Source organism: Polyangium jinanense (genome assembly GCF_028435265.1).
Classification (GTDB): Bacteria; Myxococcota_A; Polyangia; order Polyangiales; family Polyangiaceae; genus Polyangium; species Polyangium jinanense.
The window spans coordinates 1-13669 of the sequence record NZ_JAGTJK010000083.1 but is presented as its reverse complement, the minus strand read 5'-3'; the positions used below and the strand labels follow the sequence as shown (position 1 = coordinate 13669).

9 protein-coding genes are annotated in these 13669 nt (G+C 68.1%); 4 read left to right on the top strand and 5 right to left on the bottom strand.

Going from position 1 to position 13669, the window contains the following annotated elements; all coding sequences use genetic code 11:
* The first annotated feature begins 25 nt into the window (after window positions 1–25).
* From KEG38_RS51250 to KEG38_RS51240, 3 genes are all read left to right on the top strand, one after another.
* Window positions 26–934 (top strand): hypothetical protein, encoded by a 909-nt coding sequence (locus KEG38_RS51250; protein WP_272428250.1) that lies wholly within the window; start codon window positions 26–28, stop codon window positions 932–934.
* 77 nt (window positions 935–1011) lie between these two features.
* A complete protein-coding gene (locus KEG38_RS51245) occupies window positions 1012–1818 on the top strand; it encodes a lysophospholipid acyltransferase family protein (RefSeq protein WP_272428249.1) in 807 nt (268 codons plus the stop codon).
* A gap of 181 nt (window positions 1819–1999) precedes the next feature.
* Window positions 2000–3448, top strand: a complete 1449-nt coding sequence (locus KEG38_RS51240) for a hypothetical protein (RefSeq protein WP_272428248.1) — start codon at window positions 2000–2002, stop codon at window positions 3446–3448.
* Window positions 3449–3789: 341 nt separating this feature from the next.
* Here KEG38_RS51240 and KEG38_RS51235 read toward each other — a convergent pair whose 3' ends face one another.
* From KEG38_RS51235 to KEG38_RS51215, 5 genes are all read right to left on the bottom strand, one after another.
* Window positions 3790–4284 carry a hypothetical protein gene (locus KEG38_RS51235; RefSeq protein ID WP_272428247.1) on the bottom strand — a complete coding sequence of 165 codons (495 nt, stop codon included), beginning with the start codon at window positions 4282–4284 and terminating at the stop codon, window positions 3790–3792.
* Window positions 4281–4670, bottom strand: coding sequence for a hypothetical protein (locus tag KEG38_RS51230; protein ID WP_272428246.1), 390 nt, complete (start codon window positions 4668–4670; stop codon window positions 4281–4283). Before KEG38_RS51230 ends, KEG38_RS51235 begins: the two co-directional genes overlap by 4 nt.
* 13 nt (window positions 4671–4683) lie before the next feature.
* Entirely contained in the window at window positions 4684–5937 is a 1254-nt protein-coding gene (locus KEG38_RS51225) for a hypothetical protein (RefSeq protein WP_272428245.1), read from the bottom strand.
* A complete protein-coding gene (locus KEG38_RS55925) occupies window positions 5934–7604 on the bottom strand; it encodes an OmpA family protein (RefSeq protein WP_272428244.1) in 1671 nt (556 codons plus the stop codon). The genes KEG38_RS51225 and KEG38_RS55925 overlap by 4 nt, the downstream gene beginning before the upstream one ends.
* Window positions 7605–7847: 243 nt before the next feature.
* On the bottom strand, window positions 7848–7973 hold the full coding sequence (locus KEG38_RS51215) for a hypothetical protein (protein WP_272428243.1): 126 nt from the start codon (window positions 7971–7973) through the stop codon (window positions 7848–7850).
* Between the two features lie 389 nt (window positions 7974–8362).
* Between KEG38_RS51215 and KEG38_RS51210 the strand changes: the two genes are divergently transcribed.
* Window positions 8363–13435 (top strand): AAA family ATPase, encoded by a 5073-nt coding sequence (locus KEG38_RS51210; protein WP_272428242.1) that lies wholly within the window; start codon window positions 8363–8365, stop codon window positions 13433–13435.
* Window positions 13436–13669: the final 234 nt, after the last annotated feature.

Sequence of the window (13669 nt, the reverse complement as noted above, 5' to 3'; positions counted from 1 at the left end):
CGCGACACGGCAAAGATCGCGGCTGATGTTCGGCCTCGAACGACCCCTGGCCCGCGGCCTGCTCGCCGCGGCCCTGCTCGCCGCGTGCAGCAGCGGGTCGTCCACGACCACCGAGGCCGCGCCTTCCGCGAACGGATCGCCTGATCCGCCGCCGCTCGGCTCGTTCATCGCGCCGAGCCCCACGCAGCCCCCGCAGCCCAAGTCGCCGCAGCCGAACCCGCTCGGCCTGCCGCCGCGCAAGATCAAGCTCGACCCGGGGCGCCGCGTCTTCACCTTCTCCGAGCCCATGCTGGCGAACGCGCGCATCGGCTCGACGCTCGTGCTCTACGCGGCCACGGCGGTCGGCTTCGACGGCGACGACCTCGTCATCGAGGGCCAGTCCGGCGGCCCGTCGTACAAGGTCCACCCGGGCTACGTGATCCCGGTGCCGGACAACGTGAAGCCGAGGCTCAACGACGTCGTGCTGACCGAGTGGAACGGCGTGATGAAGCACGCCATCGTGCGGCGGTACGTGAAGGATCGGATCGCGGTCCGCTACACGGACATGGAGGCGCGCGCGCCCGAGGGGCTTTTGAAGGGGGTGCGCTGGGTCAAGCAGGTCGACGGGCTCCAGCCCGGCAACTATGCGGCGCACCGGCAGGAGGGCGAGTACCGGCACGTGCTGCTCGTTTCGCCGTTCGAGGCGGGCGGGGTGAAGCGCTGGTTCTGCCTGGGATTCGGCGGCGCGGCGCTCATCGCCGACGAGGCCGATTTGCAGCCGATCCCGATCAAATGGAAAGGCAAGCCCGGCGCCGTTGTATGGGCCGAGTGGGCGGGCACGATGCGCCGCGCCGTCGTGCAGAGCGAGAGCGAGCCCGGTATCTTCACCGTGAAGTTCGAGCGAGCGGGCAAGCCAGAGGTCGTGGGTTATGGCCTCATCATGGACCCACTCTGAGCTGCCATACCGCGTATCATTTTGCGCAGTTTGCAGGCCTGGAATTGCTTCCTGTGTGGTGTTAGGAAGCCTGATCCATGCAGCTCCGAGAAGCCATTCGCGCCGCGCGTCAGTGGATTCCTTTCACCGCTCGCACCGTCGGGTATGGGACGATCTCGCTCACGCTCGGCCCGGTCACGAACGATCACCGCGCCAGCACCTGGGCAATGAAGCGCTGGTGCAAGGCGAGCGCGCGGGGGCTGCACATCGACGTCGACGCCACGGGGCTCGAGAACGTGCCCACCGACGGCGCGTACGTCTATGCCTCGAATCACCAGAGCCTGCTCGACATCCTCGTGCTCGGCGCGGTTCTGCCGGGGGACTACAAGTGGGCCGCGAAGCGCGAGCTCATGAACATTCCTTTCCTCGGCTGGCACCTCAAGCTCGCGGGGCACGTCCCGGTCGAGCGTGGAGGCGGGCCGCGTGTCGCCGCCGAGGTCATCAAGCGCTTCCAGGAGGTCCTCGGGCGCGGAAAACCCCTGCTCATCTTCCCCGAGGGCACGCGCAGCGAGGACGGCATCCTCAAGGACTTCAAGATGGGCGGCTTTTACGCTGCCGTGCGCGCCGGCGTCCCCGTCGTGCCCGTCGCGCTGGAGGGTGCGGGCAACCTCATGCAGAAGGGCGCCATCGACACGGGCGACGGCTCCATGCGCCTCGTGCGCGTGCGCGTGGGCAAGCCGATCCACCCCATCACCACGGGCAAGGAGTCGGCGCGCGTCGTCGACCTGCGCGACCGCACGCATGCCGCCGTCGCCGAGATGCTCATCTCCCTCGGCGGTCGCGTCGCCGACGCTTCGTCCCAGCCGAACGAGAGCTCGACCGCAGCCTCGTCGGCCGAGTCCTGACGCTCGCTCCCTCTTGACCCCGACGTGGGGCCCGATACCCTCGAAAGATTCCTCGTTACTTTCCAGGGTGGAGGGACTCATGGCTTTCAAGCTTTCGCGCTTAGGTGTTCGGCCATTGGCGGTGGCAGCGGTCCTCGGCTTCCTCGTAGGCTGCGGGGGGCAGAGCGAGGGAGGAGGGATCGTGCCGAGCAGCTCGGGCGAGCAACCCGACTTGCCCATCCCCGATCCTCCGGACGAGCCCCCGGTCGACTACCCCGACGTCCCCGTTTGCAATGCGGACATCTCCATCGCCGCGGACAGCCGCGCGCTCATGGTGCGGGATCCGGCCGTGCTCGCGCGCTTCAGCCTCGACCGCGTCCTGAATCAGATCATCACGCTCGCGGTCGTACAGACCACGCCCGAGGACCTCGTGAAGCGCCTCTTCGACGCGCAGAACCCCGCGGCCGAGGGGGTTTTTTCGGACAACCCGCATTGCGACGATCCGGACAACGCCGCGTTCAAGAACGGCGCGGCCCTCTTCTGCCCGCGCGCCGAGGGGGCGCTCGCGTCGAGTCCGGGCCTCTTCGAGGCGGGCCACCCCGACTCCTTCGAGCCCGTGGCGATCATCAACCGCTTCGACCTCACGCCCACGTCCGGATCGAACTGCGGCGAGCACCGCATCGTCTACGCGAAGACCTCAGGCCGCACGGACCCGGCGAACCGTGTCTTTTTGATCTTCGAGGCGGCGCTGCCGAACCCGTCGGGCTTCGACGTCATCACGGCCTGTCGTCCCGTGGCCGAGGCGTGGGGGAGCCTCGCGACCGAGACGGACGTCGAGACGGTCGCCGACAAACTCGAAGAGCTCTTCTTCACGGGCGTGCAGGGCTTCCTGCCCGTCGTTCACCCCAACAATTATGGCGCCATCTCCAACGAGAACGATGCTTACGGCTCCTCGCACGGTCAGGTGCGCGTGAGCCAGCAGATGCAGGTGCCCTGGGAGATGCGCGAGTATCACCTGAAGCGCCTGCCGGACGGGTCGACGGCGTTCAAGCTCACGTTCCAGCCCGTCACCGTCAAGAACAACCCCCTGCCGGAGCTCTTCGATCGGGCGAACGAGTCGGAGACCGCCGTGAGCTTCCGGAGCGAGTTCGTCGATCTGAGCCTCTGGGAGCTCGCGCAGAAGGAGCTCCCCAGGGTCCGCATGCAGACCGGCAAGCATTTCAACATGGGCGAGAGCGTCGTCTCCGGAGAGGCCTCCGTCGATTACGCGTCGCGCGCGATCGGCGTCGCAGGCTCCGATTTCGCGACCGAGATCCAGGATGCAATCGCGTACCACGGCCTGGGCAAGGATTGCCCCCCGGGTGATCCGCTCACGCCCGAGGCGGTCCTGCACCGCGCGACCTCGCTCACGTGCGCCGGTTGCCACGCGCCGCAGCGTTTCCTCGGCCCGGAAAGGTCGCTCGGCTGCGGGCTCACGTTCCCGTCCACGCTCGGCGAGGTGCACATCGACGAAAACGGCACGCTCTCGGAGGCGCTCACGGACGTGTTTTTGCCGCGGCGCGCGGAGGTCCTCTCGACGTACCTACAGGCGTGCGACGTCGGGGCCATCATGAACAACCTGGAGCCCGGCAACAGCGCCATTCCGAAGTGAAGGGGTAGGCCTGGGGCCGCCGCGCCGGGGCGCCGCCCCGGGCCCCGCGGGGGCTGTTCGCCCCTCGACCCGAACCAGGGCAAGCCCTGGACCATTTGGGGAAGAACTGCGCGATGCGCAGTTCTTCCCACAGGCACGGCGTTGCCGGTCGAAATGGCAGCGCGGCTGTCTTGCTTTGGCAGGGTCGTTCTTGGTCTTGACTCAGCCTGTTCGATGAACTGCGCATCGCGCAGTTCATCGACCCCGGGTCCAGCGCTTGCGCTGGTCCAGGTCCAGGGGCGGATAGCCCCGGTGGGGTCTGGGGCAACGCCCCAGCGCGGCGCCTCCGGGGGAAGTGAGGCTCAATTCGAGCCGCACGGCCCGACGTTCCCTGCTCCGAAATAATACTTCGTGATTCCCTCGCCGCACGGGCACTTCACCGCGCCCATCTCCGCGACGAGACAAGCGACCACCTCGTCGTTCGGCTCCTCCATTCCGAGCGCCTCGACGCATCCGTCGGGGCCCATCTGCACCTCGAGCCAACCGTTCGTCTTGCAGCCTGAGGCCTCCTGGCATGCCTTCGCCATCGCGGGGACCCAGTCCTCGAAGGCGCACGGAAAATCGTTCGAGCCGACGCATTTGCCCGTGGGGCGATCCGCGCAGAGGGGGTAGGCGTCGCTGCCGAGGCCGCTGTCGAGCTCGGGGATGCCGCCGGCGTCGAAGTCGGGGGGACGGTCGAGGATCGAGCTATCCGGTTCGTCACGGATGTCGGCGTGCCGGATGCAGGCGAGCGGCGTGGCGAGGGCGCCGAGGCCGGCGGCGATGAGTGCGACGAGGGTGAGGTGTTGCGATTTCACGGCACGCGCTCCTGCTCTTTGGCTGTGAGCGTCCGGAACCAGACGATACGATGGGGCGATTGCGTGACCACCGTGTCCGGCTCGATGCGGATGAGCTCGCGGATCGGGAGATCGTGGTCCTTGGCGAGCTCGCGCGCCTCCTCGTAGGTCTCGGGTCGGACGTCGTGGACCGTCATGAACAGGAGCCGCGCATCCTCGAATTGCAGGCGATCGAGGATGCGGACGAGCGTGAGCTCTCCCGGTTCATAGTACCCCTCCACGGCCACGAAGGCGCCGGGCGTGTCGATGTGGGCCTCGGGCGGGGTCAATGCGTCCGACGCGCAACCGGCCACGAGGGCGGCGCTCGCCCACCCGAGACAGAGGTTCCGGAGCAACACTTGCAACAATCCGAGCCTCCCTTCAGAAGCCGAGTGTAATCCCTGCGCTCGGCGCGAGCACGAACGCGCCGAACGGGAACACGGCATGCGCCGCGATCTCCAGGAAGGCCGCCCGGCGGCTCTCCCACGCGAATGCGAGGCCCGTCCCGGCGCCGACGAAGCCGTCGCCTGCGCGTTTCCAGACCGTGACCTCTTGCTCCAGGTCATTGCCGCCCTGGTACGGCGGAGCGAGCGGGTTTTCCCGGACGACCGTGCTTCCCTTCATGTCGACCATCGCGTATCCGCCGGTGAGGAACGCATACGGCCGGAACCCCGAGCGGGCGAAGAGATCGTCGCCGAACCAGTGCGTCGCGCGGGCGGCGACGGAGAACGGCACGAACGCCGTGCCGTCGCGTGGCGTCGGTCCCTCGCCGAAGAAGGCCCAGCCGAGCCGCAGGCCGAGCGTCGTGTCGTAATGGATCAGCCGCTCGTAGCCGAGGACGATCCGCGTCGGCCCGAGGCCCCCGGAGAGCTTTGCGTTCGTCTGGACCGGCGTGCCCGTGTATTGCGCGTCGTCCGCGCGGAAACAGGCGTACCCCTCGTTTTCCTGCGAATACAGGCTGCATGCGCCCGCCGTGGCAAAGGCGGCCACGTCTTGCTGCACGCCGAGGGTGACCCAGTTCTTGCGTCGATCGACCCGCTCGCAGAACCCGCGCCAGCTGCACGTCGTGCCGCCCTCGCAATCGGCGTCCGACTGGCAGGCGATCTCCACGACGCGCTCGCTCGGGCAGCCGAGCAGGCCCGCGGGGCAATCGGCCGGATCGGGGCATTTCGCGCCGCTGCTCTGGCCGGGCCCCAGCACCGTGTCGTGCTTGATGGTCACGAGGTACGGCCGCGCGCGGGATGCGCCTGTCGCGATCACGCGGCCCTCGGCGTCGTGGACGCGGATGTAGTAGCGGAGATCCCCGGTGACGGTGCTGATCTCGAGGCACGGGATCGCGCCCTCGTATTTCGCGCCGTTTCGCCTGAGCTCGAGCGCCGTCCAGTCCGGATCCCCCCAGAGCCGGTAATGCACGAGCACGCGGCGGGCGCGGAGCGCGATGTCGAGGGGGAGCTCGATCGAAATGGGAACGGCGCGGAGAATGCCTTGCTCGGCCGTTCGCTCCAGCGTCGGGTTGTGCAGCACCTCGGGGCCCATCGTGGCCCGGTCCTCGGCCGGCTCCTCGGCCCGGCCCGGGCCCGAGACCGAGGCGACAGCGAGCGCGGCGATCGCGAACATCCCCTTCGCGCCGCTCATTTCGCGCCTCCCTTCGCGGGCTTGGCCTCGTCCTTCGCCGCCGGCTTCTTTTCGAGGATCCGGAACTCGACGCGCCGGTTCTTGCTGCGGCCCTCCTCCGTCGTATTGTCCGCGATCGGCTTGTCCGAGCCGTATCCCTTTGGCACGAGCCGCGCGCGAGTGATGCCACGCCGGACGAGCCATTCGACCACGCTCTCGGCGCGGTCTTGCCCGAGCTTGCGGTTCACGTCGGGCGTGCCCGTGTCGTCCGTGTGGCCTTGCACCTCGACCCGCGTGACCTCCGGATGATCCGTGAGCACCCGCGCGACCTCGCCGAGCACGCCGTCGCTCTCCGGACGCAGCACGGCCGTGCCCGTCTCGAATTGCACCTGCTGCGAGATCACGATTTCCTGCTCGGCGAGCGACGCGACGGGCGGAGGCTCCGGCTCCTTCGGCTTCGGACAACCATTGCCCTCGGGCGGCTTCGGACCGGGCTCCGTGGGGCAGGTGTCTTTCTTGTCGGGCACGCCGTCCGCGTCCGTGTCTTTCGGGCAGCCGTGCGTCTTGCGCACGAACGTGGCCTCGCCCGCGGCGCGTGGGCATGCGTCGTTCTCGTCGGGAATGGCGTCGCCGTCGTAATCGGGCGGAGGCTCGGGACAGCCGTGCAGCAGCGGATCCCCCGATTCCACGCCGACGAGATCGAGACAAGCGTCGCTCTTGTCCGGAATGCCGTCCTCGTCCCGATCCGGCGGGGGTTTGGCCTTCTCCGGCGCATACCCGAACAGCGCGAGCACCCGCACGTCCGCGCTCCCCGCGCCATGCCCGAGGCCGGGTCCCATGGCGAGCCCGACTTCGAGCGGTCCGCCGGTGATGCGGTAGTGCCCCGTGACGAGCGCATGTGCGACGGTCGCGCGGGGATCGAAGAGGCGCGCGCCGCCGAGGAACGGCAGCTCGGCCGAGAGCTCGCCGCCGAGGGTGAGCGTGCGCGCGCCATCCACGAAAAACCCGCCCGCGAGGCCGAACGTGAGGGAGGTGGCGACACGCGTCGGCAAGACGCCCGGCAATGCGACGGCCGGGCGGGTGCGCAGGCCGCCGGAAAACGCGCCGTGGAGCCGCTTGCCCGTGGCCTCCGCGACGAGGGCGAAGCGCCCGCGAACGGCGCCGTCGCCGGCGTATCCGTCGGTGGCCGTCGGGAGCCAGAGGGACGCGGAGAGGCCGAGGGCGGCGCCCTGTCCGGCTTCGTCGAGGCCGCCTGCGAGGCGGACGCGGGCGCCGATTCGTATGTCCCCAAATGATGCCCCGACGCCGGCACGGGGGAAGGCGTCGCCCGAGGGCGGGGTGCTCCCAGCCTGGGTGATGGAGAAGGGGATGTCGAGGGAGACGGTGGCCCGATAGAAGAGCGAGAGGGACGCGAGGGCGTGGAAGTAGGTTTGATCTGAAATGATGGGGTCGAGCTCGTCGTGATCGTTGCGGAGGACCAGCGGGCGGCGTGCGTAATCGAGGACGAGGCGCGCCGAGGGGAGGAGGTGGCCGCGGACGTCGGCGTGCTCGACGAGGAAGGCGCGATCGCCGGCCGGGGCGGGTTCGACGGCGAGGGAAGGGGTCTCGTCGGCGGCGGCGAGGCGCGGTGAGGCGACGAACGCGAGGGCCGGGAAGAGGAACGGCAGGAAGCGCGGCCCGGGCGTCACGGCCCGGGACGGTAGGCGGGGGTGGGGGAGGGGGTCAAGGGGCAGCTTTGTGACGTGTAGGGTTGGGGCCCCTGTTTGCGTTCTCGTGGGCATGCGAGTCTCCACCCTCCTTTCCGCATCCCTCCTCATCACAACCGCGCTTCTCGGCGCCTGCAGTTCCTCCGGGACCGGGAGCCCCCCCGCGACCGGAGCCGAGAGCACGAACACCTGTGCCGAGCGCTCGAATCGAGCCATTCAAGCGGTTCAGGCCGTCGTCGAAGCCAACCGCGCCTGCACGACCGACACGGACTGTACGCTCGTGGGCATCGCCGGCGCCTGCTTCGATGCGTGCTCGTCGGCGGTGAGCGTCACCGGGGTCGATGCCGTCAAGGCAGCCATCGCAGAGGCCGAAAGCCGCGAGTGTCCAGCATTTGCGGCCGCAGAGTGCCGCCATATCGTGCCCCCGTGTGTCCCGCCGTTGCCTCCCGTATGCCACGCAGGGAAGTGCCAGTAGCTGACAAATTTCTGGCGCTTTACCGCCGCTGGGCATCCGCCCCACACCCGGACATCCTTTTCGCCGGCCTGGCAAAACAGGCCCATGCGCTTTCCCCGTGATGTCTGCCGCCATCCGAGCGAATCGCGAGGGCGCTTCCTTCTTGACAGACTTCGATCGGATTGGTCTACCCGAGGACGGGATCCCTATGCCGTCGGTGCCCGCTCGTCGCGTGGGGGGCACGAGCAACCACGGCCACGATTGCAGGGGTTCGGTCAAGGATGCCATGCGTTCGAGTCTTCCCAACTACGTCCTGTCGGATATCCTTCACGAGACCGAGACCACCATCATCCATCGGGGGCACAGAATTTCGGATCACGCCCCGGTCGCGGTGAAGCTCCTCAAGCACGAGCACCCGACCCCGCGGGACATCACGAAGCTCCGGCACGAGTACGCCATCCTGAAGCGCCTGCACATCCCGGGCATCCTCACGGCCTACGCCCTGGAGCGGCTCAGCAACGGCCTCGCGCTCGTCATGGAAGATCGTGGCGGCCAGCCGCTCGACAGGATCCTCGAAGAGCAGCGGCTCGACGTCGGCACCACGCTCCACATCGCCTCCGCGCTCGCGGGAATCCTGGATTCCCTGCACCGCGCCCACGTGATCCACAAGGACATCAAACCTTCCAATCTCCTCTACAATCCCCGAACGCGCGAGGTCATGCTCATCGATTTCGGCATCGCCGCGCGCATCTCGCAGGAGATGCAGCGCGCTGCGACCCCGGAGCTCATCGAGGGCACGCACGCGTACATGTCGCCCGAGCAGACCGGGCGCATGAATCGGCAGATCGACCACCGCACGGATTTTTATTCGCTCGGCGTCACCCTCTACGAGATGCTCACCGGCGTTCTGCCTTTCCGCTCGAACGACGCGATGGAGCTCTTGCACAGCCATATCGCGCGGCAGGCCACGCCCCCGCACGAGCTCGCGCCGGAGATCCCGAGGGCCATCTCGGACATCACCATGAAGCTCATGGCCAAGGCCGCGGAGGACCGTTATCAGCAGGCCTATGGGCTGAAGGCGGATCTCGACGAGTGCCTGCGGCAATGGGAGGCGAACGGGTGGATCGGGCCCATGGCGCTCGGCCGACTCGACCTCGGCGGCGAGCTACGCGTGCCCCAGAAGCTTTATGGCAGGGAGGACGACGAGCGGGCGCTCCTCGCCGCGTGGGATCGCGCGCGGGAAGGCAAAGCCGAGGGGCTGCTCGTCGCCGGTTATGCGGGCGTGGGCAAATCGGTCCTCGTGGGCGAGATGCACAAGGCCATCGCGCGCCGCCCCGGAGCGTATTTCGTCGCGGGCAAGTTCGACAAGCTCAATCGGAGCGTGCCTTATGCCCCCTTCGTCCACGCCTTCCGGGAGCTCATCCGGCGCATCTTGACCGAGCCCACCGAGGCCCTCGCGCGCTGGCAGAGCAAGCTCCGGAGGGCCCTCGGGCCCAATGGCCAGCTCATCGCCGACCTCATTCCCGAGCTCTCGCTCCTGCTCGGGCCGCAGCCGAGCCTCCCGGAGCTCGCGCCGGCAGAAGCCCAGAACCGGTTCGCCCTCGTCTTCGAGAGTTTTGCGCGCGCGTTCACCGCCGAAGAGCACCCGCTCTGCATCTTCCTCGACGATCTGCAATGGGCCGATCCCGCGTCGCTCAGGCTTCTCCGGATCCTCCTCTCCGGCCCGCAGAGCCGCTATCTGCTCGTGATCGGCGCCTATCGCGACAACGAGGTCGAGCCCGGGCACCCGCTCCTTTTGGCCCTGGACGAGCTCCGCAAGGAGGGCGTCGCGCTCCGGTCGATCACGCTCCAGCCGCTCTCGCCCCGGGCCGTCGGGGAAATGATTGGCGACATGCTCGGGTGCGACGCCGAGGCGTGCGCGCCCTTCGCGGAACTCGTCTTCGCGAAGACCCACGGAAACCCGTTTTTCATCCATCAGCTCCTGCGCGACCTCCACAAGCAAGACCTGATCGCGTTCGACGCGCGCGCTCGCGCCTGGGTATGGGACCTCGAGCGGATCCAGCGGGCGAACATCACGGACAACGTCGTCGATTTCATGATGCACAAGCTGCGGGAGCTCAGGCCCGCCACGCAGCGCGCCTTGAAGCTCGCCGCGTGCGTCGGGCACAAGTTCACCCTGCGCACGCTCGCGACGCTCAGTGAGCAATCGATGACCGAGGCCGTCGCGGCCCTCTGGGAGGCGCTCGAGGAGGGCCTCGTCCTGCAAATCGACGAAGGCGAGCGGTTCCTCGACGCCGCCGATATCTCGGCGACCGAGTCCTTCGACGTCTCCTACAGGTTCCTCCACGATCGCGTGCAGCACGCGGCCTACGCGCTTCTGGAGGACGGCCGCGAGCGGGAGACGCACCTCCGCATCGGCCGGCTCCTGCTCGCGGGCCGCGCCGCGAATGCGGTCGGCGAGGAGCTCTTCGATATCGCGAATCACCTCAACATCGGCGCCGAGCTGATCACCGATCCGGCCGAACGATGGACGCTCGCCCGATTGAACCTCGCGGCCGGGCGAAGGGCCAAAGCGGCGGCCGCTCATCAGACCGCGGCCGGTTATCTCGGGGCAGGGGTCGCGCTCCTCGCCGCGTCGAGCTGGGATGAGGACCATGATCTCGCGTTCTGGCTCCACGTGGAGCAAGCCGAATGCGAGGCCATCAACGGTCGCATGGACGTGTCGGATGCGCTCTTCGAAGTGCTCCTCGCCCGCGCCCGGACGAAGCTCGAGCTCGCGCACGTCGATTGCCTGCGCATGAACCTTTGCACCACGGCCGGCCGGCTGCCCGAGGCCATCCAGGCCGGGCTCCGAGGCCTCGCGCTCTTCGGGGTCGAAATCCCCGAAGGCGAGGAGGCGCGAAAAGCGCTGCTTGCCCGGGGAATGGCGGAGGTAGACGCGATCAGGGGCGAGCGACGCATCGAGGATCTCGTGGACGCCCCGGAGATGACCGATCCGGAACGCAGGGCGGTCCAGAAGCTTTTGATCTTCCTCACCTCACCGGCCTACTACGAGGGGCCGACGTTCATTGCCCTCGTCGCGCTGAAGCAGGTCGAGATCTCCCTTCGATACGGCCATTCGGACGGATCCGCCTATGGCTACGTCCTTTATGGCTTCATCCTGGCCGGGGGGATGGACCGGTACGCGGAGGCCCATCGTTATGGCCGGCTCGCGCTCGCCTTGCAGGAGAAGTTCGGCAGCGCCGAGCTCACGGCCAAGGTGAACATGGTGTTCGGCGTGTTCCTGCATTTCTCGCGGCCGGTCCGGGAGGCCATCGAGTATTACAGGCGCGCCTACGAGTCCGACCTCGTCTCGGGCGATTTCGTGTACACGTCGCACGCCTGCTTCTACACGATGATCGTCCGGCTGAGCCTCGGCGAGGATCTTTCCGTGGTGCGCGAGGAGCTCGACCGGTTCCTCGCGCTCACGCAGCGGACCAAGGAAGCGATGGCCATCGGCTTCCTGACGATCGCGAAGCACACGCTCGCGGCCCTCACGGGGCGCACGGAGAGTCGCACTTCCCTTGCCAGCGAATCGTTCGACGAAGCCGCCTTCGTCGCCGCGCAGGAGGCGGCCGGGGCGTACTTCATCACGTGCTGGTATTACACGGTGAAGGCCCAGCTCTTTTATCTGCACGGCGATCCTCGTGCCGCGCTCGAAATGGCCAAACGCGCGGAGGAGAGGCTCGGCAGCAGCGCGGGCCAATACTTCGCGACCGAGCTCGCGTTCTACCTCTGCATGGCGAGTCATGCGCTCTCTCTGGGCGCCTCGCCCGAAGAGCGGGCGCAGTACGCGGCGGCGGCCGCGCCTCATCAGGAAAAGCTCGCGCGGCTCGCGGAGAGCTCTCCCGAGAACTTCCGGCCGAAGCTCCTGCTCGTGCGCGCCGAAGAAGCCCGCGCTGCGGGGCGGGACGCCGAGGCGATCGATCTCTGCGACGCGGCCATCGAGGCCGCCCGCGAGAATGGCTTTACCTCGCTGGAAGCCCTCGCGAACGAGCTCTGCGCGCGGCTTTACCTTGCCAAGGGCAAAACCCGGGTCGCGCACATCTACATGTCCGACGCGCATTACGCCTATCTGCGCTGGGGCGCCACGGCGAAGGCAGACGACATCGCCGATCGATATGCGCACCTGCTCCCCCCGGCCGCGGCGCTGCCCGTGACGAACGTCGCCACCAAGACCGCCGCGAACCTTCGGTCCTTCACGACGACGACCACGACGAGGGCCCTCGCCGCCGAGCTCTTCGAGGCCGCGGCCGTCGTCCGGTCGGCCCAGGCCATTGCAGCGGAGCTCGTACTCGACAAGGTGGTCGAGCAGGTCTTGAAGCTCGTCATCGAGATTGGCGGCGCGCAACGGGCGGTGCTGCTCCTCGGGCGCGACACGCAGCTCGTGATCGCGGCCTCGATCACGGTCGAGCCGGACCGGGTGGAGCTCGGCCTTTCGACGCCGCTCGAAGAGAGCACGGGCCTGCCTCGGACCATCGTGCAATACGTCGCGAGGACGAAAGAGCCCATCGTGCTCGGCGACGCAGGCGCGGAGAGCCGATTCTCGGCGGACCCCTACATCGCGGAAACAAAACCAAAATCGGTCCTCTGCCTGGGGATGGTGCAGAAGGGCGAGCTCGGGGGGATCCTCTACATGGAAAACAACTGTGTGAAGGAGGCCTTCACGCCGCGCCAGACGGAGCACTGCACGCTCCTCGCGTCGCAGGCGGCCATCGCCGTGGCAAATGCGCTCCTCTATCAGCAGCTCCAGGGGCTGACCGCCGAGCTCAAGCGCTCGAACGAGGCGCTGGAGAGCGAGGTCGAGCGGCGCACCGCGGAGCTCTACGACGCGAACGAGCGTCTCTCGAACGAGCTCTCCGAGCGGGCGCGAGGCGAAGAGGAGCGCGCCCGATTGCAGGAGGAGATCATCCGCGCGCAGAGCGCCCGCCTCTTGGAGCTGTCCACGCCCATGATCCCGATCACGGACCGAATCATGGTCATGCCGCTCATCGGCGCGATCGACGAGCAGCGGGCCGAGCAGGTGCTCACAACGGCACTCGAAGGCGCGCAGACGTATCGGGCCGAGGTCGTGATCATCGACATCACGGGCGTGAAGGTGATGGACACGGCCGTCGCCAGCACGCTGCTCCGCACGGCAGGGGCGCTCAAATTGCTCGGCGCCGAGGCAATGCTGACGGGGCTCAGCCGCGAGGTGGCGCAGACGCTCATCTGTCTGGGCCTCGACCTCGGGAGCATCGTCACGATGGGCACGCTCCGCAGCGGCATCGCACGCGCGCTCAAGCTCCGCGGGGCGGCGTCGCTCCGAGCACAGGGATAAGTCTCATCTGGGAGGCGCTGCGCTGGGGCGTTGCCCCAGGCCCCACCAGGGGCTATCCGCCCCTGGACCCGGACCAGCGCAAGCGCTGGACCCAGGGTCGATGAACTGCGCAATGCGCAGTTCATCGAACAGGCCAGGTCAAGACCAGCGACGACCCTGCCAACCAAGACCGCCGTGACTGGCAACGTTGTCCCTGGTCTTGCCACCGGCCGTGGGGAGAAAAGCGCAGCCCGC